Here is a 23,526-nt window from a genome sequence, read left to right as displayed (position 1 = left end):
CTCAGTTCACTCCCAGCGCGAGCGCGAGGGCAATAGCGAACGCGTCACCGCATTCCGGCAGCGGAGGCTGGAGCTGGCTTAAGGAAAACCACGGATTAAAACATTGCCCGCCAGCGGGCTGCGTCGTGCAATGCATCAATCCGTCGGGCAGTTCTGCGTTGCTGCCCCAGGCGGTGCGCGTTGCCCACAGCCACTGGTCTTTGTCGCGCCAGCAGATCCCCGGGATGTCGCTGTCCATCCACGGCAGAAAGTGTTGTAAAGCGCTGGCATCCGGAGTGACCGAGCAGAGATTCAGGCCCGCCACGCGCAAGCGCTGCTGCAACTGTTCAATATCGTGCTTTCTGGCGGCGGTCACGCTGTAACTATTCGTGTCAGCGTTTTGGTAGTCGAAGATGAGACTTTCGGCCGGCATCTCGAGCTGTTTTGCCACCGTGCTGGCTACCCACTGCGCAAGCTCGCTTTCACGCAGCGTCATCTGTGGAGGTGGCAGCTGAATTTGTAACGTATCTGAGACGGGAAGTGCGACCGCAACACGATGAAAGCGCGGCATTTCACGCTGAATTCGGCGCAGCGCCGCCGCCTTACTTTTATCGCAATTTTCATCCTCCAGCGGCAGTTGCCACCAGCGACGTAATGCTCGCCCTAAACGTGTTTTCTGTAGCGCGACGCAGACGATACTATCCTGCTGAAAGTGCAATCCAGCCTGCCATTGCCTGTAAGCCATTCTTCCGATCTCCTTATCCATCAACCCATTCGAGCGATTCCCTAAATAGTTCGAACTGTAGGAAGGCGGCAAGTAAATGAGTCCCCAGGAACTTACTTGAGTAAGTCGCTGGGGTGAACGAATGCAGCCAACGCCCATACAGTTTGAAATATGACGGGTATATCAATGCTTCAGGCTTGCCTTTATACTACCGCGCGTTTGTTTATAAACTGCCCAATTACCTCTAAATGGGAAATCTCCGGTGAAGTTCGTAAAGTATTTATTCATCCTTGCAGTCTGTTGCATTCTGCTGGGAGCAGGCTCGATATATGGCCTCTACAAATTTATTGAGCCCCAGCTACCCGACGTAGCCACGCTCAGGGATGTGCGCCTGCAGATCCCAATGCAAGTCTTTAGCGCCGATGGCGAGCTTATTGCCCAGTACGGTGAAAAACGTCGTATTCCGGTCACCCTGAGCCAAATGCCGCCAGAGCTGACGAAAGCCTTTATTGCGACAGAAGACAGCCGTTTCTACGAGCATCACGGGATTGACCCTGTGGGGATTTTCCGTGCGGCAAGCGTGGCGCTGTTCTCCGGCCACGCCTCTCAGGGTGCGAGTACCATTACTCAGCAGCTGGCGCGTAACTTCTTCCTCAGCCCGGAAAAAACGCTGACGCGTAAAATTAAAGAAGCGTTCCTGGCGATCCGCATTGAGCAGCTACTCAGCAAAGATGAAATTCTCGAGCTGTACCTGAACAAGATTTACCTCGGCTATCGCGCTTACGGCGTCGGTGCTGCCGCACAGGTCTATTTTGGCAAGTCGATTGATCAGCTGACGCTGAGCGAAATGGCGGTAATTGCTGGCCTGCCGAAGGCGCCGTCAACCTTTAACCCGCTGTATTCGATGAACAGAGCGACCGCCCGCCGTAACGTGGTGCTGTCGCGTATGCTGAGTGAAAACTACATCACCCAAGCGCAGTTCGATTCAGCCGTCCGCGAACCGATTGATGCCCGCTACCATGCGCCTGAAATTGCTTTCTCCGCGCCGTATCTGACAGAAATGGTGCGCCAGGAAATGGTCAGCCGTTACGGCGATCAGGCCTACGAAGACGGTTATCGCGTTTACACCACTATCGGTCGTAAAGATCAGCTGGCGGCGCAAAATGCATTGCGCACCAACGTGATGGATTACGATATGCGTCACGGCTATCGCGGCCCGGCCAACGTGCTGTGGAAAGTAGGCGAAACACCGTGGGACAGCGAGAAAATTACCGATACGCTGAAGAGCTTGCCAACCTACGGACCACTTGAGCCTGCAGTGGTCACATCGGCAGATCCTCAGCAAGCCATGGCGATGACCGCCGACGGCACATCGGTTCAGCTGAACATGGACGGAATGCGCTGGGCGCGTCCGTACCGCTCCGACACCCAGCAGGGTTCTACGCCGCGAAAAGTCACCGACGTTGTCCAGACCGGCCAGCAAATTTGGGTTCGCCAGGTGAATGAAAGTTGGTGGCTGGCGCAGGTTCCGGACGTGAACTCCGCGCTGGTGTCCATCAATCCGCAAAACGGCGCCATTATTGCGCTGGTTGGCGGCTTTGATTTCAACCAGAGCAAATTCAACCGTGCCACCCAGGCGCTGCGTCAGGTCGGTTCTAACATCAAACCGTTCCTTTATACCGCGGCGATGGACAAAGGTCTGACACTGGCGAGCATCCTGAACGACGTGCCAATTTCCCGTTGGGATGCTGGGGCAGGTTCCGACTGGAGTCCAAAAAACTCACCGCCGCAGTACGCCGGTCCGATTCGTCTGCGCCAGGGTCTCGGCCAGTCGAAAAACGTGGTGATGGTACGCGCGATGCGTGCGATGGGCGTGGACTACGCCGCAGAATACCTGCAGCGCTTTGGTTTCCCGGCCAATAACATTGTGCGGACAGAATCGTTAGCGCTCGGCTCCGCCTCCTTTACGCCGCTTCAGGTGGCGCGCGGTTACTCGGTGATGGCCAACGGCGGCTTCCTGATTGACCCGTACTTCATCAGTAAAATTGAAAACGACGCGGCCGGGACGCTTTTCGAAGCCAAACCGAAGATTTCCTGTGCCGATTGCGATATTCCGGTGATTTACGGTGATACGCCGAAGTCTAACGTGCTGGAAAATAAAGACGTTGAAGACGTGGCCACGTCCCTCGAACCGAAAAACTCTACGGTACCGATGCCTAGCCTTGAACAAGCGAACCAGGCGCTGGTTGCCCGCAGTGGTGGCCAGGAATATGCTCCGCACGTGATCAGCACGCCACTCTCCTTCCTGATTAAGAGCGCGCTAAATACCAATATATTTGGCGAACCAGGCTGGCAGGGTACAGGCTGGCGTGCCGGTCGTGACCTGAAGCGCCATGATATCGGCGGTAAAACCGGGACCACCAACAGCTCGAAAGATGCGTGGTTCTCAGGTTACGGTCCGGGGGTGGTGACATCGGTGTGGATTGGCTTTGACGATCATCGCCGTGACCTTGGCCGCACTACCGCTTCCGGCGCGATTAAAGATCAGATTTCCGGTTACGAAGGCGGCGCGAAGAGCGCCCAGCCAGCCTGGGACCTGTACATGAAAGCGGCGCTGGAAGGCGTGCCTGAGCAGCCATTTACGCCGCCATCGGGCGTGGTGACAGTCAATATCGACCGTAGCACCGGGCAGCTGGCAAGCGGGGGCAGCAGTCGCGAAGAGTTCTTTATAGAGGGCACGCAACCGACCCAACAGGCGGTGCGCGAAGTGGGCACCACGCTAATGGATAACGGCGAAACTCACGAACTGTTCTGACAAAAAAGGCGCCTCTGGCGCCTTTTTGCTGATTTCAATAAAGCGCCTGAGACTTTTTGCCTGAAGGCGCTACGCTTACCGGGCCTACTCGCTCAAACGGCCCTGCGCTTTCAGCCATTCACGCACCAGGAACAGCGCGCTCACGTTACGGGCTTCGTTAAAATCGGGGTCTTCCAGCAACGCCAGCATTTGAGCCAGTGGCCAGCGCACCTGCGGCAGCGGTTCAGGTTCATCACCCGGCAATGATTCCGGATAAAGATCTTCCGCGACTACGATATTCATTTTGCTGGAGAAGTACGACGGTGCCATCCCGAGTTTCTTCAGAAACGTCAGGTTATTGGCACCGAATCCCACTTCCTCTTTCAGCTCGCGATTGGCGGCTTCAAACACACTTTCACCCGCATCGATGAGGCCTTTCGAAAACCCGAGCTCATACGATTCCGTTCCCACGGCGTATTCGCGGATCAGAATAAGATGGTCGTCAACAATGGGGACTATCATCACCGCTTCACGCGTGGAAGGACGCATCCGTTCATACACGCGGCGCTCGCCGTTGCTGAATTCCAGGTCCACGCTCTCCACACTAAACAGTCGAGAACGCGCTACCGTTTCGATTTTATGGATGGTGGGTTTTGTTAAGGGTTTATCCATGGTGACCTGTGTTTGCTGTGATGACAGGGTAATTGTGCGACATGCCGCACAGTTTAGGCAATTCCCGACTTCACATATTTACATTTGTGTAACTTTCAGCATGAGTCACTTTTTTAAACAAAAAGTCAAGACCTTGCAATGAGTTTGAGAATTTGCTGATATTCGCTTGCGTTGACCTCTGATATGCTCAAAAGTTGCGTCAGAACGTAATAAATCGTTCAAGTTCTGGGTGATACGTGCCGATAGCTAACTACGGGCTCACGTTCTGTGTTAATGGGCAACCGACGAAACCTGTAAGAATAAGTATGATGGGAAAAGCATGGGCACCTTTTTGATTCTTTTCGCTGCTATGCTGGCCTGCGCATTGCTTGCAGGGTGGTTCTATCGACAGCGCTCACAGCACCGGCGTATTCCCCGGCTGCATGCGTTTATTGGCGCAACTACGCGTAAGATGTCCAGCGAAGAACACAGTGCCGTCGAAAGTTATGTCGAAGGCCTGAGCCGCACGCTGGAAGTTCCTGCATCCGGTGCCACAGTGGCACCGTCCTTGCTGACGCTTAATGCCCAGAGCAACACCGTCTATATCGTCACTCAGTCGATCACCCGCTACGGTATCACCACGGAAGATCCGAACAAGTGGCGCTACTTCCTCGACTCCATTGAAATCCATCTGCCGCCTTTTTGGGAGCAGTACATCAATGACGAGAACGAAGTTGAACTGATCCACACTGATTCCCTGCCGCTGGTCATTTCCCTCAACGGCCATACGCTGCGCGACCATAAGCAGGAAGCGCGAGGCTACGCGCTGGAGCAAGTACCCTCGACCCAGGCATCCATTCGCGGGGAAGAAAGCGAGCAGATTGAACTGCTGAATATTCGCCAGGAAAGCCACGAAGAATATGCCCTGAGTCGCCCGGACGGCCTGCGTGAAGCGCTGCTGATTGTCGGCTCATTCCTGCTGTTTTTCTGCGCCCTGATGGTACCGGAAGTGTTTGTCCCGTGGGTCACCGGGGGGGCGATTTTGCTGCTGGCATTTGGCCTGTGGGGCCTGTTTGCTCCGCCGTCGAAAACCGCGCTGCGCGAAATTCACTGCCTGCGAGGCACGCCGAAACGCTGGGGCCTGTTCGGTGAAAACGACCAGGAACACATCAACAACATTTCGCTCGGCATTATCGACCTGATTTATCCGCGCCATTGGCAGCCGTTTATCGCGCAGGATCTCGGCCAGCAAACCGATATCGACATTTACCTCGACCGTCACGTCGTGCGTCAGGGCCGTTTTTTGTCACTGCATAATGAAGTGAAGCACTTCCCGCTCCAGCACTGGCTTCGCAGCGCCATTATTGCCGGTGGCGCGCTGCTGATTGTGGTGATGCTGTGGATGAGCGTTCCGCTCGGGATGCCGTTTAAGTTTACGATATCGTGGTTGAAAGGTGCGCAAACTATTGAGGCCACCACCGTTAACCAGCTCGATCTGGCTGGCGTACGTGTCGGCGATACGCTGCATATTTCCGGCACCGGCATGTGCAATATCCATTCGCAGGGAACATGGACCGCGCAGGATAACTCGCCGTTTATGCCTTTTGACTGCTCGCAAATTATCTGGAATGACGCCCCGCCGCTTCCGCTGCCGGAATCCGATATCGTCACTAAAGCCACAGCGCTGATACAGGCGGTGAATCGCCAGCTACATCCCAGCCCGGATGACAGTTCTCGCGTCAGTCCGGCGCTGCGCTCAGCCATTCAAAAATCCGGGATGGTGTTATTAGATGACTTCGCCGATATCGTGCTGAAAACACAAGATTTGTGCTCTGCTGAAGACGACTGTGCGCGTCTGAAGAATGCACTGGTCAACCTCGGTAACACCCGCGACTGGGAAACCCTGACTAAGCGGGCCAGCGCCGGAAAACTGGATGGTATAAACGTGCTATTGCGCCCGGTCAGCGCGGAATCACTGGATAATCTGGTTACAACTTCAACCGCACCGTTTGTGATGCGTGAAACCTCGCGCGCGGCGCAGGCCTTAAACAGCCCGGCGCCTGGTGGTTTCCTGATTACCAGCGACGAAGGCAGCGATCTGGTGTCGCAGCCATGGCCTTCGGTCAGCCTGTACGACTACCCGGCACACGAACAGTGGACTGAATTCCAGCGCCTCGCCGGTATGCTGATGCACACGCCGTTCAACGCCGAAGGGATTGTCACCAATCTCTACACCGACGCCAATGGCACCAAACACATCAATCTGCACCGTATGCCTGACAGCTCTGGCCTGTGGCGCTACGTCAGCATTACGCTGCTGATGCTGGCGATGCTGGGGTGCTTTGTCTGGAACGGGGTTCAGGCCATTCGCCGCTACCATCGTCACGGCATGCGCATGGCGGAAATTCATAAATATTACGAAAGCAGCCTTAACCCCGTGCTGCTGACCTCGCCTGACCTGCTGCACCAGGATCCCACAGACAGCTAAACCGTCCTGCTCCCGCTCGCGCGACCGGTGTGATAACCTGTCGCGCATTCTTCCGGCTGGAGACGCAACATGCATTTTGACATCGACTGGAATGAGGTCGACACCGTTCTGCTGGATATGGACGGTACGCTTCTCGATCTCGCATTCGACAATTATTTCTGGCAGCAGCTGGTCCCGGAAACCTACGGCGCGCAAAACGGCATCAGCCCGCAGGAAGCTCGGGAACGTATCAGCCAGGAATATCACGCCGTGCAGCATACGCTAAACTGGTACTGTCTGGACTTCTGGAGCGAGCGCCTGGGGCTGGATATCTGCGCCATGACAACCGCGCAAGGTCCGCACGCCGTGATGCGAGAAGACACCGTGCCGTTCCTTGATGCTCTGAAAGCCAGCGGCAAGCGCCGCATATTGCTGACCAACGCGCATCCGCATAACCTGGCGGTGAAGCTGGAACATACCGGTCTGGCGTCACACCTTGATTTATTACTTTCCACCCACACATTTGGTTATCCGAAAGAAGATCAGCGTTTGTGGCAGGCTGTAGCCGAAGAAACCACACTGGATGCGCATAAGACGCTATTCATTGACGACAGCGAGCCAATCCTCGATGCCGCCGCGTTATTCGGTATTCGCTACTGCCTGGGCGTCACCAATCCTGACTCCGGCATTGCGGAAAAACAGTATCAGCGTCACCCGGCATTGAATGATTATCGTCGCCTGATCCCCGGGATCCGGTGAAGGAGAAGCCATGAAAGAGAAACCCACCGAAGCCGCCGTCCGGCTGGATAAGTGGCTCTGGGCGGCCCGCTTCTACAAAACCCGCGCGGTTGCGCGCGAAATGGTAGAAGGCGGTAAAGTGCATTACAACGGACAGCGCAGCAAACCCAGCAAAGTGGTGGAGATGAACGCCATGCTGACGCTGCGTCAGGGCAACGACGAACGGACGGTGATGATTAAAGGCATCACCGAGCAGCGACGCCCGGCCACCGAAGCCACGCTGCTGTACGAAGAAACAGCCGAAAGTATCGAAAAACGGGAAAAAATGGCCGTGGCCCGCAAGCTCAACGCGTTGACCATGCCGCACCCCGACCGTCGCCCTGATAAAAAAGAGCGCCGCGACCTGATGAGATTTAAACATGGGAACAGTGAGTAGCCGTTCCCTTAAGAGAGAAAATGATGATTCAACACGATCAATTACATCGCTATCTGTTTGAAAACGTGGCCGTACGCGGCGAACTGGTCACCGTCTCCGAAACGCTGGAGCAGGTTCTTGCTAACCACAGCTATCCACAGCCGGTAAAAAACGTGCTGGCCGAGTTGCTGGTGGCAACCAGTCTGCTGACCGCGACGCTGAAGTTTGCCGGTGACATCACCGTGCAGTTGCAGGGTGATGGTCCCATGTCGCTGGCGGTAATTAACGGCAACAACAATCAACAGCTGCGCGGTGTGGCGCGTGTTCAGGGTGATATCCCGGAAAACGCGGATCTGAAAACGCTGGTCGGTAACGGTTATCTGGTTATCACCATTGCGCCGGAAGAAGGCGAGCGCTATCAGGGCGTGGTGGGTCTGGAAGGCGATACACTGGCGGCGTGTCTGGAAGACTACTTCCTGCGCTCCGAACAGCTGCCGACGCGTCTTATCATTCGTACCGGTGAGCACGATGGCAAAATGGCGGCGGGCGGGATTCTGCTGCAGGTGATGCCAGCGCAAAACGCACAGACCTCCGATTTTGAGCACCTGGCGACACTGACCGACACCATCAAGGCGGAAGAGCTGTTTGGCCTGCCAGCGAACGACGTGCTGTGGCGTCTGTATCACGAAGAAGAAGTGACGGTTTACGACCCACAAACCGTCGAATTCAAGTGCACCTGTTCCCGTGAGCGCTGCGCCGATGCGCTGAGAACGCTGCCAGATGAAGAAGTTGACAGCATTCTGGCTGATGACGGTGAAATCGATATGAACTGCGACTACTGCGGCAGCCATTACGTGTTCAATTCGATGGACATTGCTGAGATCCGCAACAACGCCTCCCCGGCAGATCCGCAGGTTCATTGATAGCAAAAGCTCCCTTCTGGGGAGCTTTTAAACACTAATGCCCGACCGTGTCGTAATAATCAATCTTAACCCGCTCGCCAAAGATGGCGATATCATCCCACTCCTTTTGCACCGTTATCACTTTCTTCTGAGCCAGCGCTTGAAGCAGTTCCTCCCGGGTTAACCCCTGAGGAAAACGCCGGGATTGTCCCGCCATGACCCATCCCTGATCCTTACGCCCATAAACAATCGCCCTTCCCTCAGAAAATTGATAGATGACCCATTCAGGCTGCCCATCATGATTGAGGTCCTGGCTGACAAGCAGGCAATCCTCCTTATTCCCCAGGCAGGACGTAGCCAGATACCGCTCGTTACCGATAGCGCCCCACAGCTGCGCCTCCGGCTGTAAATCCGCGGGCACGACCGTAATGCTTTCCTTCAGCCTCGCTTGCGTCACTGGCGCGTCGAGTTTTTCTCGCGGCGTCAACAGCAGGGTCAGCTCTCGCCTGCGCTGAGGGTCTGCCATAAATTTCTCGTTCTGCTGTAACGTGCGTAAGGCCTGCTGCCCCCGATGACCCGCCTGGCTCAACATGTTGAGGCTAATCTGCTCCGCCGTTATTTTTCCTGACTGATAACGGGACATCTGGTCATTCACGCTAATTTTCCACACATCCAGGAGCGGAGTGCGCAACAGAATGAGGAGAATCAACATCAGCAGGAAGACGGCAGGCACCACGATATCCTGTAATTTGAGGGGATCGCGTCGGCTAAACAGCAGGCTGGCACAGTAGCCACATGCCCAGATAACCGTGATGCTGGTGACCAGCACCGCATAAAGGCGATCGGGCGTCCACCCGTATTGATGGATGCGCAGCCAAAGCGCCCATGATGCCAGAAGCGCATATAGCGGCAACGCCAGCACAGAAGCATAAATCAGATAGCGCAGTCCTGAAGAGTAGCGCTGTACATTGCGCTCTGGACCGAAAACGACGGTGACCAGCACCAGAGAAATCAGCGCCAAACAGTTCAGTAACCCGGCGGCTGAAAGCTGATGTGAAAGCGCCTCGAGCCCCACAAACGGCAGAACCATAATGAACGATAGGGTGAGCAGAGACACCAACGGCAACAGCCAACTGGCAATAAGCGTCAACAGATTTTGTATCGCCTCGAACCGCTTTGTCAGGCGCTGAGTCAATACCACCACCAGGGCAGAGACCGCCCCCGTCACCAGTGAAAAGAACCATCCGGAATCAAAAAATACCTTGTAAAACATAGTGATATTAATCATCACGAACAATTTTGCCCACAAAAGCAAAATCAACCACAAGAGGCCGCTTGCCATCATCACGACCAGCAACGTCAGTACGTTATTACCGTATCGGCGATAAAATGCGGTGTAAAACGTCTGCCCTTCGGACGGTTCAAAGCGCCATTGCAGCCAGGGGAGTAATAACAGGCCGATGAACATCAGTTGCACGCTGAACGCCAGAAACCACTCCCGACGCTCCCACATCTCCAGGCCGGAAAACGCATCCTGTCGAGCGGCAGCGATACCCAACAGCGCCAGTAATCCCCAGATCACGACCAAGGTGATAAGCCTCAGGTGTAGAGAGAGTCGGGATGAAGTCAATGTTGAGGTCACCATGACGGTGGCAGGGACCGCCATCATGATGATGCCCAGCGACCACAGATTGTCATCCGTCTGTACCCTCAACTGATAATGGCGTCCCAACAGGTAGCATAGGCCCCCTAGCACAGCGCCTACCAGCAAGACCGCCGTCCGGCCTCCTGGGGAATATCCGCTTTCATTTTTCATCGCAACAACCCTGTTAATAAAAGCTGCATTTTCATACAGAGCAGATGAGTACGCACATCTTTTCGCCGGTTTTCAGATATGTGGCCGAGAAGTGAATCGATTTTTTCTGTAACCCTTCCGTAACTTATTTTCAGGAATGCGATTACATTCACATTCCCTCAGCTCATTAAACCATTTGTTAACGGTTTAGGAACATTTCCCCCCACTAAAAAACGTTTCCTGCCATAATCTGTCTCGCCTCGTGACAGGAGTCACCGTGTTTTCCGTTAGTTTGACGAGAGTCCGGATACGCAAATCTATGAGCCTGGTCGCGGTCAATAACCCTCAAACAACCCTACAATCATTGGCAGTACATATTGGCTAAGGAGCAGTGACATGCGTGTTAAAGGTATAACCCCGCAGGATCTCAAGGCTTATGGAATCAACGACGTCCAGGATATCGTCTACAACCCTGATTACGACACGTTATTTGAGGAAGAGCTCAACCCCAATCTGGAAGGGTACGAGCGTGGCGTTCTGACGAATCTCGGTGCTATCGCCGTCGACACCGGTATATTTACCGGTCGTTCGCCGAAAGATAAATACATTGTCCGTGATGACACCACCCGCGATACCGTGTGGTGGGCAGATAAAGGCAAAGGCAAGAACGACAACAAACCGCTCTCCCCAGAAACCTGGCTGCAACTCAAAGGACTTGTCACCCAACAACTTTCAGGTAAGCGCCTGTTTATCATCGATGCGTACTGTGGCGCTAACGCCGACACTCGACTGTGCGTGCGCTTTATTACCGAAGTTGCCTGGCAGGCACACTTCGTAAAAAACATGTTTATCCGCCCAACGGACGACGAGCTGGCGACCTTTAAGCCTGACTTCGTGGTGATGAACGGCGCGAAATGCACTAACCCGAACTGGCAAGAGCAAGGTTTGAACTCCGAAAACTTCGTAGCCTTCAACCTGACCGAACGCGTGCAGCTGATTGGCGGCACCTGGTACGGCGGCGAAATGAAGAAAGGGATGTTCTCGATCATGAACTACCTGCTGCCGCTGAAGGGCATCGCTTCGATGCACTGTTCAGCGAACGTCGGCGAAAAAGGCGATGTGGCGGTGTTCTTTGGCCTGTCTGGCACCGGAAAAACCACTCTCTCCACCGATCCGAAACGCCGCCTGATTGGCGATGACGAGCACGGCTGGGACGACGACGGCGTGTTTAACTTTGAAGGCGGCTGCTACGCGAAAACCATTCGCCTGTCAGAAGAAGCCGAGCCGGATATCTATCACGCCATTCGCCGCGACGCTCTGCTGGAAAATGTCAGCGTGCTGGCCGACGGCACCATCGATTTCAACGATGCGTCGAAAACCGAAAACACCCGCGTTTCCTACCCGATTTACCACATCGACAATATCGTGAAACCGGTATCGAAAGCGGGCCATGCAAACAAAGTTATCTTCCTGACCGCTGACGCTTTCGGCGTGCTGCCGCCGGTTTCTCGCCTGACGGCTAACCAGACGCAGTACCACTTCCTGTCTGGTTTTACCGCCAAACTGGCGGGTACCGAGCGTGGCGTAACCGAACCAACGCCAACCTTCTCCGCCTGCTTTGGCGCAGCATTCCTGTCACTGCACCCGACGCAGTACGCAGAAGTGCTGGTGAAACGTATGCAGGCCTCCGGCGCGCAGGCATATCTGGTCAATACCGGCTGGAACGGCACGGGTAAACGTATCTCGATTAAAGATACGCGCGCCATTATCGACGCTATTCTCGACGGCACGCTGGATAACACTGAAACCTTCACACTGCCGATGTTCAGCCTGCAGATCCCAACTGAACTGCCAGGTGTGGATACGCGTATTCTGGACCCGCGTAATACTTACGCATCACCTGAACAGTGGCAGGAGAAAGCCAAAGCGCTGGCAAACCTATTCGTGGAAAACTTCGAGAAGTACACCGATACCCCTGCGGGTGCGGCGCTGGTTGAGGCAGGTCCGAAACTGTAAAGAGACTGCGGGTAGCCCTACGCTGCCCGTCTGCCAAAGTAAAAGGCCCAACACATCATCGTGTCGGGCCTTTTTTTAGCTTTCTTTGGTACTGGAAGTTCGCACGACCGGCACCGGCAGCCACGCCCGAATCAACAATCCGCCCTTCTCACTGGTATCAATCTCCAGCAAGCCGTTATGGTTATCGATGATGCGCTGCACGATAGCCAGACCCAGTCCGGTGCCGCTGGTACTGCGTGCGCTATCACCACGCACAAATGGCTGGAACAGGTGTTTACGCTGTTCAGGCTTAATGCCTGGGCCATCATCTTCCACCTGGAACCAGACGCGGTTTGGCTCGCTGCCACTGCTGACTTTGATCCAGCCATTTCCGTAGCGAGCGGCGTTCACCACCATATTGGCCAGCGCACGCTTGATCGACAGCGGGTGCATCCGTACTGGGATTTCCCCGTCCTGCATGTCCGTTTCAATCTCACGCTCATAGCCGCTTTCTGCCGCCACAACTTCGCCGAGTACTGAATTCAGGTCGCCAAGTTCCATCGGCATTTCCTGGCCTGTACGTAGGTAGTCGATGAACTGCTCAATGATGGCGTTACACTCTTCAATATCCTTGTTGATGGATTCGGCAAGGTAACCGTCTTCTTCGCCCATCATCTCGGTCGCCAGACGGATGCGCGTCAGCGGCGTACGTAAATCGTGACTCACACCTGCCATCAACAGCGTACGGTCGTCAGCGAGCTGCTTAACGCCTGCCGCCATATGGTTGAAGGCTCGAGTCACCGATCGCACTTCCGATGCGCCATACTCACGCAGCGGCGGCGGAATTATCCCTTTACCGACTTGCAAAGCCGCGTGCTCAAGATCGACCAAGGGTCGGTTCTGAATACGAATAAACAGCCATGCGCCGCCTATCGCCAGCAACATTATTGCAAGGGTATAGCGGAACAGCGGCGAGAAGTCGCCCTGATGGATTTCAGTCAGCGGCACGCGCACCCAAATGTTGGGCGACAGCCAGGTTTTCAGCCACACAACCGGCGAGCTTTTGTTGACCTCAACGCGAACTTCCGTCGGGCCACCCAGTTGCTGCGCCATCTGCTGACTTAAGAATTCATAATGCTGCGCCCAGCGTAGTCCGGCATCTTCCGCTGCTTCATCGGAATAGAGCGAAATGCCAAGCTCGCGGTAAATCTCACGTCGAAATGCCGGAGGCACCACCAGTTGGGTGCCATCCTCAAGCTGCAGTTTATCGGTCATTAGCATACGGACTTCGTAAGCCAGTACCTTATTGAACTGCTGAAGACTCGGCAAAATCGCAAAGTTCAGGACCACAAGATAGGTCGTCACCAGGCTGACGAACAGCAAGGTGACGATGAGAAGCAGCGTGCGGGCAAATGAACTTCGTGGTGAGAAGCGCATTCGCCTCATGCTTTAGAACCGTCCGGCACAAAGACGTAGCCCAGGCCCCACACGGTCTGAATGTAGCGCGGATGCGCCGGATCTTCTTCCACCATGCGGCGCAGACGGGAAATCTGCACGTCGATGGAGCGTTCCATCGCAGAATATTCACGGCCACGCGCCAGGTTCATCAGTTTATCACGGGACAGAGGCTCACGCGGATGGCTCACCAGCGCTTTGAGTACCGCAAATTCACCGCTGGTCAGTGGCATAGGCTCGTCTTCGCGGAACATTTCGCGCGTACCCAGATTCAGCTTGAACTTACCGAATGCGATAACGGCTTCTTCCTGCGACGGTGCGCCTGGCAGTTCGTTCGCCTGACGACGCAGCACGGCACGGATACGGGCCAGCAGCTCACGCGGGTTGAACGGTTTCGGAATGTAGTCGTCAGCACCAATTTCCAGGCCCACGATACGGTCAACTTCTTCGCCTTTCGCCGTAACCATGATGATTGGCATCGGGTTACTTTGGCTGCGCAGACGACGACAAATGGAGAGACCGTCTTCGCCAGGCAGCATTAAATCCAGCACCATCAGGTGGAAGGATTCACGGGTCAGCAGGCGATCCATCTGTTCGGCGTTGGCGACGCTTCGAACCTGGAAGCCTTGCTCCGTCAGATAACGCTCAAGAAGCGCACGCAGGCGCATGTCGTCATCCACAACAAGAATCTTATAATTCTCTTGCATTGTTTTTACTCCCAGAAGGTTCATAACAATTATGAGTACGTATTCTCAAAAAAGCGTACGCTAGGCTCCAGCTAAATCTGGTATAAATTCTAGCCGAAATTGTTACAAAGCATATTTTACAGCAGCTTATCTGTACAATTCATCACAGAAAACTATTTTTTAACCAATTGCCGTAATCTGTGAGGCAAAATGTGCGCAAGCACAAGTAGTCACAAGGTAGCACCACAATGAAAACGCCGCTAATCACCCGTGAAGGGTATGAGAAGTTGAAGAAAGAGCTGGATTATCTTTGGCGCGAAGACCGCCCAGAGGTGACGAAAAAAGTCACCTGGGCCGCAAGCCTCGGTGATCGCAGCGAAAACGCTGATTATCAGTACAACAAAAAGCGTCTGCGTGAAATTGATCGCCGAGTTCGCTATCTGACCAAATGCCTGGAAAATTTAAAAATCGTCGATTACTCCCCGCAGCAGGAAGGCAAAGTCTTCTTCGGTGCCTGGGTGGAAATCGAAAATGACGATGGCGACACCAAACGCTTTCGTATTGTCGGCTATGACGAAATTTTCGGGCGCAAAGATTACATCTCCATCGATTCACCGATGGCCCGCGCGCTACTGAAAAAAGAGGTCGGCGACCTCGCCGTTGTGCAGACTCCAGCGGGCGATGCCAGTTGGTATGTCAATGAAATCGAGTATGTGAAATAACGCTCCTGGAACACTCTGATTACGGATAGGTCCGGCTGGTATTTTGGCTGGCCAATCCGTATAACTATCCCCTATTTTTGATCCTACAGATGAAATAAAGCCATGATGAATGATTCGCTCTGCCGCATTATTGCGGGTGAACTTCAGGCCAGAAACGAACAGGTTACTGCTGCCGTTCGTCTGCTTGATGAAGGGAACACCGTGCCGTTTATTGCACGTTATCGTAAGGAAGTCACCGGCGGTCTGGACGACACCCAGCTGCGTAACCTGGAAACCCGTCTTGGCTATTTGCGCGAGCTGGAAGACCGTCGTCAGTCGATTCTCAAGACTATCGACGATCAGGGCAAACTGAGCGACGAACTGGCAAAAGCCATCAACGGCACGCTGAGCAAAACCGAGCTCGAAGATTTGTACCTTCCGTATAAACCAAAGCGCCGTACCCGCGGGCAAATCGCGATTGAAGCAGGCCTCGAGCCGCTGGCCGATTTGCTGTGGAACGAACCGTCGCACGTACCGGAAGACGAAGCCGCGAAATACATCAACGCTGATAACGGCGTGGCCGACACTAAAGCGGCCCTCGATGGCGCCCGCTATATCCTGATGGAACGCTTCGCCGAAGACGCCCAACTGCTGGCGAAAGTGCGTAACTATCTGTGGAAAAATGCCCATCTCGTCGCCGTTGTGGTCAGCGGCAAAGAGGAAGAAGGCGCGAAATTCCGTGATTACTTCGCTCACCACGAGCCGATTGCTACCGCGCCATCTCACCGCGCGCTGGCGATGTTCCGTGGCCGCAACGAAGGTATTTTGCAGCTCTCTCTGAACGCCGATCCGCAGTTCGATGAGCCGCCAAAAGAGAGCCACTGCGAACACATCATCATCGACCATCTCAATCTGCGTCTGAATAACGCCCCGGCAGACAGCTGGCGTAAAGGCGTCGTGAGCTGGACGTGGCGCATCAAAGTGCTGATGCACCTCGAAACTGAACTGATGGGCACCGTGCGCGAACGTGCGGAAGACGAAGCGATTAACGTCTTCGCCCGCAACCTGCACGATTTGCTGATGGCTGCTCCGGCAGGCCTGCGTGCGACCATGGGTCTCGATCCCGGTCTGCGTACTGGCGTGAAAGTGGCGGTGGTTGATGGCACCGGCAAGCTGGTCGCCACTGACACCATTTACCCTCATACCGGCCAGGCTGCGAAATCGGCGGTTGCTGTGGCAGCGCTGTGCGAAAAGTACAACGTCGAACTGGTGGCGATTGGCAACGGTACCGCCTCGCGCGAAACCGAGCGTTTCTACCTCGACGTGCAGCAGCAGTTCCCGAAAGTAACGGCTGAAAAAGTGATCGTCAGCGAGGCCGGAGCGTCGGTGTATTCCGCCTCCGAACTCGCAGCACTCGAATTCCCGGATCTCGACGTGTCTATTCGTGGCGCGGTGTCTATCGCCCGTCGCTTGCAGGATCCGCTGGCGGAGCTGGTGAAAATCGACCCGAAATCTATCGGTGTCGGCCAATACCAGCACGATGTTAGCCAGAGCCAGCTGGCGCGCAAACTGGACGCGGTGGTTGAAGACTGTGTGAACGCCGTCGGCGTTGACCTCAATACCGCCTCCGTTCCGCTGCTGACCCGCGTCGCGGGCCTGACGCGCATGATGGCGCAGAACATCGTGACCTGGCGTGATGAAAACGGTCAGTTCCAGAACCGCCAACAGCTGCTTAAAGTGAGTCGTCTGGGACCGAAAGCCTTTGAACAATGCGCGGGCTTCCTGCGAATCAACCACGGCGACAACCCGCTTGATGCCTCGACCGTACACCCGGAAGCGTACCCGGTTGTGGAACGCATTCTGGCGGTGACCCAGCAGGCGCTGAAAGAGCTGATGGGCAACAGCGGTGAACTGCGTAACGTGAAAGCGGTCGATTTTACCGACGACCGTTTTGGTCTGCCGACCGTGACTGACATTATCAAAGAGCTTGAAAAACCGGGCCGGGACCCGCGTCCTGAGTTCAAAACCGCGAAATTTGCCGACGGCGTGGAAACCATGAATGACCTGCTACCAGGCATGGTGCTGGAAGGCGCGGTGACCAACGTCACCAACTTCGGCGCATTCGTGGATATCGGCGTGCATCAGGATGGCCTGGTTCACATCTCGTCCCTTGCCGATAAATTCGTCGAAGACCCACACACAGTGGTAAAAGCAGGCGACATCGTGAAGGTCAAAGTGCTGGAAGTGGATATGCAGCGTAAGCGTATCGCACTGACCATGCGTCTGGACGAGCAGCCTGGCGACACCAACAGCCGTCGCGGGGGCGGTCGTGAGCAGAATGCGCGACCGGCAGCCAAAGCGGCAAAACCGCGTGGACGTGAAGCCACGCCAGCCGGAAATAGCGCTATGATGGATGCACTGGCCGCAGCAATGAAGAAAAAATAAGTCACTCTCCGTCAGCCCCGTTTATTTACCCGCGGGGCTGACAGTTCACGTCATTATTCAGACACGCCTTTTTACCTCTCGTTAATTATTCTCATTATTTTTTTCACCCTGATAACAACTCTGCTTTTTCGCAAACATCCTTTCCCGCAATAAATATTGAGCCACATCAAATTCGCGCCAATTATTTGGTAAATGAACATCCGTTCACATTTTATTGATTGAAGACGGAAACCATTCTCATTATCATCGTCACTGTTGATATTTTATCCTTTTCCTGTTGGCACCATCTTTGGTTTCGTACGCCCTTGCACGCGTATGAAGGGATTTTCAATTAGCGACTCAAGCAGGTCTTATGCAATTCACTCCTGACAGTACGTGGAAGATAACCGGGTTCTCACGTGAAATTAGCCCGGCTTATCGGCAGAAATTACTTTCGCTTGGCATGTTGCCTGGCTCTTCTTTTCATGTCGTACGCGTCGCACCACTTGGCGATCCGGTTCATATTGAAACCCGTCGCGTCAGCCTGGTATTACGCAAAAAAGACCTGGCGTTAATTGAAATCGAAGCGCTTATCCGTTAATTCCCGCCAGACACAGCGAGTCCAGTAAAATGAATAAATTAACCATTGGCTTAATTGGCAACCCTAATTCCGGGAAGACGACGTTATTTAATCAGTTGACCGGAGCGCGTCAGCGCGTGGGCAACTGGTCCGGCGTAACGGTTGAACGAAAAGAAGGCCAGTTCACCACCACCGATAATCAGGTGACGCTGGTTGACCTGCCAGGCACCTATTCGCTGACCACTATCTCCTCGCAAACGTCGCTTGATGAGCAGATCGCCTGCCACTATATTCTGAGCGGCGATGCCGACCTGCTGATCAACGTGGTCGATGCCTCTAACCTTGAGCGCAACCTGTATCTGACGCTGCAATTACTGGAGCTCGGCATTCCATGCGTGGTGGCGCTGAACATGCTGGATATCGCGGAGAAGCAGCAAATTCGCATCGAAGTCGACGCGCTGGCAAAACGCCTCGGCTGCCCGGTCATCCCGCTGGTCTCTACGCGTGGACGCGGAATCGAAGCGCTGAAAATGTCCATCGACCGCCATCAGGCCAATGACGATTTAGAGCTGGTGCATTACGCGCAGCCGTTGTTGCGTGAAGCCGATTCGCTGGCACAGGTGATGCCGCAAGCGATGCCGCTCAAACAGCGTCGCTGGCTGGGCCTGCAAATGCTTGAAGGCGATATTTACAGCCTCGGCTTTGCCGGTGAACGCGCCCAACAACAGCTCGATTCCACCTTACAACGCCTGCAAACTGAAATGGATGACCCGGCCCTGCACATCGCCGATGCGCGTTACCAGTCCATTGCCGCCGTGTGTGATGTGGTGAGTAACACCCTGACCGCCGAACCGAGCCGTTTCACCGCCGCGGTGGACCGAATTATCCTCAACCGTTTCCTCGGCCTGCCGGTATTCCTGTTCGTGATGTACTTGATGTTCCTACTGGCGATTAACATCGGCGGCGCACTGCAGCCGATTTTCGATGCGGGTTCAGTGGCTATCTTTATTCATGGCATTCAGTGGGTTGGTGCCACCCTGCACTTCCCTGAATGGCTGACTATTTTCCTCGCGCAAGGGATTGGCGGTGGGATCAATACCGTGCTGCCATTAGTACCGCAGATTGGCATGATGTACCTGTTCCTGTCGTTCCTCGAAGACTCCGGTTACATGGCCCGCGCGGCATTTGTGATGGACCGTCTGATGCAATCCCTCGGGCTGCCGGGCAAATCGTTCGTGCCGCTGATTGTCGGCTTCGGTTGCAACGTGCCGTCGGTAATGGGCGCGCGTACGCTGGACGCCCCGCGTGAACGCCTGATGACCATCATGATGGCACCGTTTATGTCCTGCGGTGCGCGACTGGCGATTTTCGCGGTCTTTGCCGCAGCATTCTTCGGTCAGGAAGGCGCGCTGGCGGTGTTCTCGCTGTACGTGCTCGGCATCGTGATGGCTATCCTCACCGGCCTGATGCTCAAACACACTATCATGCGTGGCGAAGCGTCGCCGTTCGTGATGGAACTGCCGGTGTATCATGTGCCGCACCTGAAAAGTTTGATTATCCAGACCTGGCAGCGCCTGAAAGGCTTCGTCCTGCGTGCCGGTAAAGTGATTGTTATTGTCAGTATTTTCCTCAGCGCACTGAACAGCTTCACACTGAGCGGTCAGGCGGCGGACAATATCAACGATTCGGCACTGGCTTCCGTCAGCCGCGTAATCACCCCGCTGTTCAAACCAATTGGCGTGCACGAAGACAACTGGCAGGCCACCGTTGGGCTGTTCACCGGTGCGATGGCAAAAGAAGTGGTGGTTGGTACGCTAAACACCCTCTACACCGCAGAAAATATTCAGCAGGAAGCGTTCAACCCGGCTGAGTTCAATCTGCTGGATGAGCTGGGCGCGGCCGCCGGGGAAACCTGGCAGAGCCTACAAGACACCTTCAGCCTGAGCGTGCTGGCCAACCCTATCGAAGCCAGCAAAGGCGACGGTGAAATGGCAACCGGCGCGATGGGCGTAATGAGCAGTAAATTCGGCAGCGCGGCCGCCGCATACAGCTACCTGATATTCGTCCTGCTCTACATTCCATGCATCTCGGTGATGGGCGCCATCGCCCGCGAATCCAGCCGCGGCTGGATGGGTTTCTCGGTACTGTGGGGGCTGAACATCGCCTACTCGCTGTCAACGCTGTTCTATCAGGTTGCCAGCTACAGCCAGCATCCGCGCTACAGCCTGACCTGCATTCTGTCCGTGGTCCTGTTTAACGTGGTGGTGCTGGGCCTGTTACGCCGTGCTCGCAGCCGGGTCAACGTGAACCTGCTGGCGACCAGCAAAACCGTCGACAACTGTTGCAGCAGCCCGGCGGGCGACTGTCACTAAGGACGAAATCATGGCATCGATGATTGAACTGCGGAACATGCTGGCATTGCAGGGCCGAATGGAGGCTCAGCAGTTGAGCCGCGCGCTGCATACGCCACAGCCGATGGTTGACGCGATGCTGATGCGAATGGAAGCGATGGGTAAAGCGAAGCGCATTGCAGAGGAACCGGCGGATTGTCTGAGTGGAAGCTGTAAGAGCTGCCCGGAAGGGAAAGCCTGTTTGCGTGAATGGTGGATTTTACAGTAACGACTCATTGATGTATCAAACGAAGAAGCGGGCCACTGGCCCGCTTTTTACTTATTTGTAGATATCGGCGTTGGCGTGAACGGTTTTCTCGTTCTTCTGGCCTGCAATCACTACGAAGTAAGTGGCGCCTTTTTCATCGGCTTTTTTCGACAGATCGTGTTTAGCATCCATTGGCGATGTAGTGCGCGAGGTGGTCACCGTGCCAATCTTGGTGAGGTTCATTTTTGCCACGTCCTCTTTCTGAATTTCTTTGGCCGCAAACGCGCCGAAAGACAGAGAACCCAGTATCAGTGCCGTAACCATACCCGTAACATATTTCATAGCCGTACTCTCCTTAGGACCATTTTATGTGGGCACTGCGCGCGTAAAGGCAATGCGCTGACGCAGCGACCTTATAAGTATTGTCGCTGATATAAATTTCGCCAGTTTGTCTTAAAAATCAGACTATCAACTGCCTAAGTGCCACCAACTGCTGACAAAATTCCATCGGATGAGAGATAAATGGGGCATGTGCCGCTTGGCTGAAAACATGTGACTGGCTGTTCGGCCACTGCACATCCAGAAGCGGGACCACCTTACGCGGTACCAGCCCGTCGAGGCGGCCATAAAGCCGCAAGAATGGCATCTCAAGCGAAGCAAGCGGCTCGCGCAAATCCGCAGTTTTGAGAATTTCCAGCCCGCCGTTAAGCACGTCGGTCGTCGGCATCGGCAACGCCAGCACCGTGCTTTTCAGTCGACGTGCATCCTGGCGTGCGCTCTCTGTGCCGAGCGTCTGGAGTGCGAGGAAACGCTCTACCGTGCGCTGAAAATCATCGCTCAGCTGCTGCTGAAAACCGGACAATACCTCAGGTTTGATGCCCGGCCAGTCGGCCTGGGCGGAAAAACACGGCGAAGACGCGACGGTTACCAGCGCCTGCACACGTTCCGGAGCGGTCAGCGCCGCCAGGCTTGCGACCAGCCCGCCCAGACTCCAGCCGAGCCAAATCGCTTTTTCCGGCGCTTTCATCAGTACCAGACGGGTCATTTCTGGCAGCGAAAGTGCACCAAAACCCGCACTGCGCCCGAAGCCCGGTAGGTCCACCAAATGAAGAGTGAATTGCGAACTCAGTTCCGGCGTAATGCAATCCCAGACTCCCGCGTTCAGTCCCCATCCGTGCAGCAGCACAAGATGACAATTTCCTTCGCCTGTGGTTTGCCACCAGATGTCGTTCATCAGTTATTGTTCTCATTCTTCGTATTGGGAGGGGAATAATGCTAACAGCCCACGGCTTGTGCTGGCTATGCCAAATGCCGCTGGCGTTGGCCCACTGGGGCGTATGCTCGCGCTGCGCCCGCGCCGTGAGCTCTCGTCTGCCCGTCTGTCCACGCTGTGGCTTGCCTGCCGCTGGCGGGCAGACCGACTGCGGCCGCTGCTTGCAAAGAGCGCCGCCGTGGCAAAGCCTGGTCGCGGTGAATGACTACGGGCCGCCGCTATCAACGCTGGTGAAAACGTGGAAGTTCAGCGCCAGGCCGGAGCTGGCCCGCACGCTGGGGCGACTGCTTCTGCTCCGCCTACGGCAGTACACCGGGAGGCAAAAACCGGACCGGCTGCTCGCGGTTCCGCTCTGGCAACGCCGTCATTGGCAACGCGGATACAATCAGGCGGATTTACTCTGTCGTCCGCTCGCCCACTGGCTGGGGATTAGCTATCAGCCCGAGGCGATTCGTCGAGTCATGCCAACGGCCACGCAGCATCAACTTTCGGCGCGATTGCGTAAACAGAACCTGAAAAACGCGTTTCGTATTGAATTCCCGGTGCAGGGACTCCATATCGCCCTTGTAGACGATGTCGTCACGACCGGCAGCACCGTGGCCGAACTTTCCCGCCTGCTTTTGCAAAACGGCGCCGCGTCAGTTCAGGTATGGTGCCTGTGTCGCACCTTGTAGACCCTTTGTGATGGGCGTATTATAACCGACTAAAGTAGTCAACTATTAGGCCAAAGCTATGATCCGTATTTCCGATACTGCACAAGCGCACTTTGCCAAACTGCTGGCAAATCAGGAAGAAGGGACACAAATCCGCGTATTTGTGATTAACCCAGGCACCCCGAATGCTGAATGTGGTGTTTCTTATTGCCCGCCGGATGCGGTGGAAGCCAGTGACACTGCCCTCAAATTTGACCTGCTGACGGCGTATGTCGATGAGCTGAGCGCGCCATATCTGGACGATGCGGACATCGACTTCGTGACCGACCAGTTAGGTTCCCAGCTGACGCTGAAAGCGCCGAATGCCAAAATGCGTAAAGTGTCTGACGATGCGCCGCTGATGGAGCGCGTAGAGTACATGATTCAGTCGCAGGTTAACCCGCAGCTCGCCGGTCACGGCGGTCGCGTGTCGCTGATGGAAATCACCGACGAAGGTTTCGCCATTCTGCAGTTTGGCGGCGGTTGTAACGGTTGTTCGATGGTCGATGTGACCCTGAAAGAAGGGATCGAGAAGCAGCTGCTGAACGAATTCCCAGAGCTGAAAGGCGTTCGTGATTTGACCGAACACCAGCGCGGAGAGCATTCTTACTATTGATGTTTAATGCCCGGTGGCGCTGCGCTTACCGGGCTTACGCG

The 23,526-nt window shown here is 55.0% G+C and carries 20 protein-coding genes; 13 read left to right on the top strand and 7 right to left on the bottom strand.

Annotated features, from left to right (window positions below):
* Window position 1 precedes the first annotated feature (1 nt).
* A complete protein-coding gene (locus MUU46_RS12685; RefSeq protein WP_258965698.1) occupies window positions 2–724 on the bottom strand; it encodes a type IV pilus biogenesis protein PilM in 723 nt (240 codons plus the stop codon).
* A gap of 241 nt (window positions 725–965) precedes the next feature.
* Here MUU46_RS12685 and mrcA point away from each other — a divergent pair, with 241 nt between their 5' ends.
* Window positions 966–3,518, top strand: coding sequence for a peptidoglycan glycosyltransferase/peptidoglycan DD-transpeptidase MrcA (gene mrcA, locus MUU46_RS12680; RefSeq protein ID WP_159757618.1), 2,553 nt, complete (start codon window positions 966–968; stop codon window positions 3,516–3,518).
* Window positions 3,519–3,602: 84 nt separating this feature from the next.
* Here the strand turns inward: mrcA and nudE are convergent, their stop codons facing one another.
* Window positions 3,603–4,169: an ADP compounds hydrolase NudE gene (nudE, locus tag MUU46_RS12675; RefSeq protein WP_258965697.1), complete on the bottom strand. Its 567-nt coding sequence runs from the start codon at window positions 4,167–4,169 to the stop codon at window positions 3,603–3,605.
* Between the two features lie 319 nt (window positions 4,170–4,488).
* Between nudE and MUU46_RS12670 the strand changes: the two genes are divergently transcribed.
* The 4 genes from MUU46_RS12670 (at window position 4,489) to hslO (ending at window position 8,691) form a co-directional block, all read left to right on the top strand.
* Window positions 4,489–6,636 carry an intracellular growth attenuator family protein gene (locus MUU46_RS12670; protein WP_258965696.1) on the top strand — a complete coding sequence of 716 codons (2,148 nt, stop codon included), beginning with the start codon at window positions 4,489–4,491 and terminating at the stop codon, window positions 6,634–6,636.
* A 69-nt stretch (window positions 6,637–6,705) separates the two neighbouring features.
* Window positions 6,706–7,374 carry a GMP/IMP nucleotidase gene (gene yrfG, locus MUU46_RS12665; RefSeq protein WP_258965695.1) on the top strand — a complete coding sequence of 223 codons (669 nt, stop codon included), beginning with the start codon at window positions 6,706–6,708 and terminating at the stop codon, window positions 7,372–7,374.
* Window positions 7,375–7,384: 10 nt separating this feature from the next.
* Window positions 7,385–7,789: a ribosome-associated heat shock protein Hsp15 gene (gene hslR / locus MUU46_RS12660; protein WP_110511794.1), complete on the top strand. Its 405-nt coding sequence runs from the start codon at window positions 7,385–7,387 to the stop codon at window positions 7,787–7,789.
* Between the two features lie 23 nt (window positions 7,790–7,812).
* Complete coding sequence (gene hslO, locus MUU46_RS12655; RefSeq protein WP_258965736.1) at window positions 7,813–8,691, top strand: Hsp33 family molecular chaperone HslO; 879 nt, start codon at window positions 7,813–7,815, stop codon at window positions 8,689–8,691.
* Window positions 8,692–8,725: 34 nt separating this feature from the next.
* On the opposite strand, the gene MUU46_RS12650 is transcribed toward hslO, so the two are convergent.
* Window positions 8,726–10,486 (bottom strand): DUF4153 domain-containing protein, encoded by a 1,761-nt coding sequence (locus MUU46_RS12650; RefSeq protein WP_258965694.1) that lies wholly within the window; start codon window positions 10,484–10,486, stop codon window positions 8,726–8,728.
* Window positions 10,487–10,861: 375 nt separating this feature from the next.
* Between MUU46_RS12650 and pckA the strand changes: the two genes are divergently transcribed.
* Window positions 10,862–12,481 carry a phosphoenolpyruvate carboxykinase (ATP) gene (gene pckA, locus MUU46_RS12645; RefSeq protein WP_159757603.1) on the top strand — a complete coding sequence of 540 codons (1,620 nt, stop codon included), beginning with the start codon at window positions 10,862–10,864 and terminating at the stop codon, window positions 12,479–12,481.
* A 75-nt stretch (window positions 12,482–12,556) separates the two neighbouring features.
* Here the strand turns inward: pckA and envZ are convergent, their stop codons facing one another.
* Complete coding sequence (gene envZ, locus MUU46_RS12640; RefSeq protein ID WP_159757600.1) at window positions 12,557–13,906, bottom strand: two-component system sensor histidine kinase EnvZ; 1,350 nt, start codon at window positions 13,904–13,906, stop codon at window positions 12,557–12,559.
* Complete coding sequence (ompR, locus tag MUU46_RS12635) at window positions 13,903–14,622, bottom strand: osmolarity response regulator transcription factor OmpR (protein WP_001157751.1); 720 nt, start codon at window positions 14,620–14,622, stop codon at window positions 13,903–13,905. The genes envZ and ompR overlap by 4 nt, the downstream gene beginning before the upstream one ends.
* Before the next feature lie 227 nt (window positions 14,623–14,849).
* Between ompR and greB the strand changes: the two genes are divergently transcribed.
* From greB to feoC, 5 genes are all read left to right on the top strand, one after another.
* Window positions 14,850–15,323, top strand: coding sequence for a transcription elongation factor GreB (greB, locus tag MUU46_RS12630; protein WP_110511798.1), 474 nt, complete (start codon window positions 14,850–14,852; stop codon window positions 15,321–15,323).
* Between the two features lie 102 nt (window positions 15,324–15,425).
* Window positions 15,426–17,747: a Tex family protein gene (locus tag MUU46_RS12625; protein WP_258965693.1), complete on the top strand. Its 2,322-nt coding sequence runs from the start codon at window positions 15,426–15,428 to the stop codon at window positions 17,745–17,747.
* A 352-nt stretch (window positions 17,748–18,099) separates the two neighbouring features.
* Window positions 18,100–18,327 (top strand): ferrous iron transporter A, encoded by a 228-nt coding sequence (gene feoA / locus MUU46_RS12620; RefSeq protein ID WP_159757594.1) that lies wholly within the window; start codon window positions 18,100–18,102, stop codon window positions 18,325–18,327.
* 29 nt (window positions 18,328–18,356) lie between these two features.
* The gene (gene feoB, locus MUU46_RS12615) at window positions 18,357–20,678 is read left to right on the top strand and encodes a Fe(2+) transporter permease subunit FeoB (RefSeq protein ID WP_258965692.1); all 2,322 of its coding nucleotides are present in this window, start codon (window positions 18,357–18,359) and stop codon (window positions 20,676–20,678) included.
* A gap of 10 nt (window positions 20,679–20,688) precedes the next feature.
* Window positions 20,689–20,925 (top strand): [Fe-S]-dependent transcriptional repressor FeoC, encoded by a 237-nt coding sequence (gene feoC, locus MUU46_RS12610; RefSeq protein ID WP_159757588.1) that lies wholly within the window; start codon window positions 20,689–20,691, stop codon window positions 20,923–20,925.
* A 51-nt stretch (window positions 20,926–20,976) separates the two neighbouring features.
* Here the strand turns inward: feoC and MUU46_RS12605 are convergent, their stop codons facing one another.
* Window positions 20,977–21,246, bottom strand: a complete 270-nt coding sequence (locus MUU46_RS12605; protein ID WP_258965691.1) for a YdgH/BhsA/McbA-like domain containing protein — start codon at window positions 21,244–21,246, stop codon at window positions 20,977–20,979.
* A gap of 118 nt (window positions 21,247–21,364) precedes the next feature.
* The gene (bioH, locus tag MUU46_RS12600; protein WP_258965690.1) at window positions 21,365–22,138 is read right to left on the bottom strand and encodes a pimeloyl-ACP methyl ester esterase BioH; all 774 of its coding nucleotides are present in this window, start codon (window positions 22,136–22,138) and stop codon (window positions 21,365–21,367) included.
* A 38-nt stretch (window positions 22,139–22,176) separates the two neighbouring features.
* On the opposite strand from bioH, the gene gntX reads away from it, so the two are divergent.
* Complete coding sequence (gntX, locus tag MUU46_RS12595; RefSeq protein WP_258965689.1) at window positions 22,177–22,851, top strand: DNA utilization protein GntX; 675 nt, start codon at window positions 22,177–22,179, stop codon at window positions 22,849–22,851.
* Between the two features lie 58 nt (window positions 22,852–22,909).
* Window positions 22,910–23,485 (top strand): Fe-S biogenesis protein NfuA, encoded by a 576-nt coding sequence (nfuA, locus tag MUU46_RS12590; protein WP_110511805.1) that lies wholly within the window; start codon window positions 22,910–22,912, stop codon window positions 23,483–23,485.
* Window positions 23,486–23,526 lie beyond the last annotated feature (41 nt).

The organism is Scandinavium tedordense, assembly GCF_024764965.1.
GTDB lineage: Bacteria > Pseudomonadota > Gammaproteobacteria > Enterobacterales > Enterobacteriaceae > Scandinavium > Scandinavium tedordense.
Note: the sequence above shows the minus strand (reverse complement) of the source record. Positions and strands in the feature narration are given on the sequence as shown.

Bases quoted from the DNA above. Each gene is read 5' to 3' on its own strand.
- MUU46_RS12625 (WP_258965693.1), top strand. From the start codon at position 15,426: ATGATGAATGATTCGCTCTGCCGCATTATTGCGGGTGAACTTCAGGCC.
- feoC (WP_159757588.1), top strand. From the start codon at position 20,689: ATGGCATCGATGATTGAACTGCGGAACATGCTGGCATTGCAGGGCCGA.
- gntX (WP_258965689.1), top strand. From the start codon at position 22,177: ATGCTAACAGCCCACGGCTTGTGCTGGCTATGCCAAATGCCGCTGGCG.
- envZ (WP_159757600.1), bottom strand. From the start codon at position 13,906: ATGAGGCGAATGCGCTTCTCACCACGAAGTTCATTTGCCCGCACGCTG.
- hslR (WP_110511794.1), top strand. From the start codon at position 7,385: ATGAAAGAGAAACCCACCGAAGCCGCCGTCCGGCTGGATAAGTGGCTC.
- feoB (WP_258965692.1), top strand. From the start codon at position 18,357: ATGAATAAATTAACCATTGGCTTAATTGGCAACCCTAATTCCGGGAAG.
- nfuA (WP_110511805.1), top strand. From the start codon at position 22,910: ATGATCCGTATTTCCGATACTGCACAAGCGCACTTTGCCAAACTGCTG.
- yrfG (WP_258965695.1), top strand. From the start codon at position 6,706: ATGCATTTTGACATCGACTGGAATGAGGTCGACACCGTTCTGCTGGAT.
- ompR (WP_001157751.1), bottom strand. From the start codon at position 14,622: ATGCAAGAGAATTATAAGATTCTTGTTGTGGATGACGACATGCGCCTG.
- nudE (WP_258965697.1), bottom strand. From the start codon at position 4,169: ATGGATAAACCCTTAACAAAACCCACCATCCATAAAATCGAAACGGTA.
- greB (WP_110511798.1), top strand. From the start codon at position 14,850: ATGAAAACGCCGCTAATCACCCGTGAAGGGTATGAGAAGTTGAAGAAA.
- MUU46_RS12670 (WP_258965696.1), top strand. From the start codon at position 4,489: ATGGGCACCTTTTTGATTCTTTTCGCTGCTATGCTGGCCTGCGCATTG.
- pckA (WP_159757603.1), top strand. From the start codon at position 10,862: ATGCGTGTTAAAGGTATAACCCCGCAGGATCTCAAGGCTTATGGAATC.
- MUU46_RS12605 (WP_258965691.1), bottom strand. From the start codon at position 21,246: ATGAAATATGTTACGGGTATGGTTACGGCACTGATACTGGGTTCTCTG.
- hslO (WP_258965736.1), top strand. From the start codon at position 7,813: ATGATTCAACACGATCAATTACATCGCTATCTGTTTGAAAACGTGGCC.
- MUU46_RS12650 (WP_258965694.1), bottom strand. From the start codon at position 10,486: ATGAAAAATGAAAGCGGATATTCCCCAGGAGGCCGGACGGCGGTCTTG.
- bioH (WP_258965690.1), bottom strand. From the start codon at position 22,138: ATGAACGACATCTGGTGGCAAACCACAGGCGAAGGAAATTGTCATCTT.
- feoA (WP_159757594.1), top strand. From the start codon at position 18,100: ATGCAATTCACTCCTGACAGTACGTGGAAGATAACCGGGTTCTCACGT.
- MUU46_RS12685 (WP_258965698.1), bottom strand. From the start codon at position 724: ATGGCTTACAGGCAATGGCAGGCTGGATTGCACTTTCAGCAGGATAGT.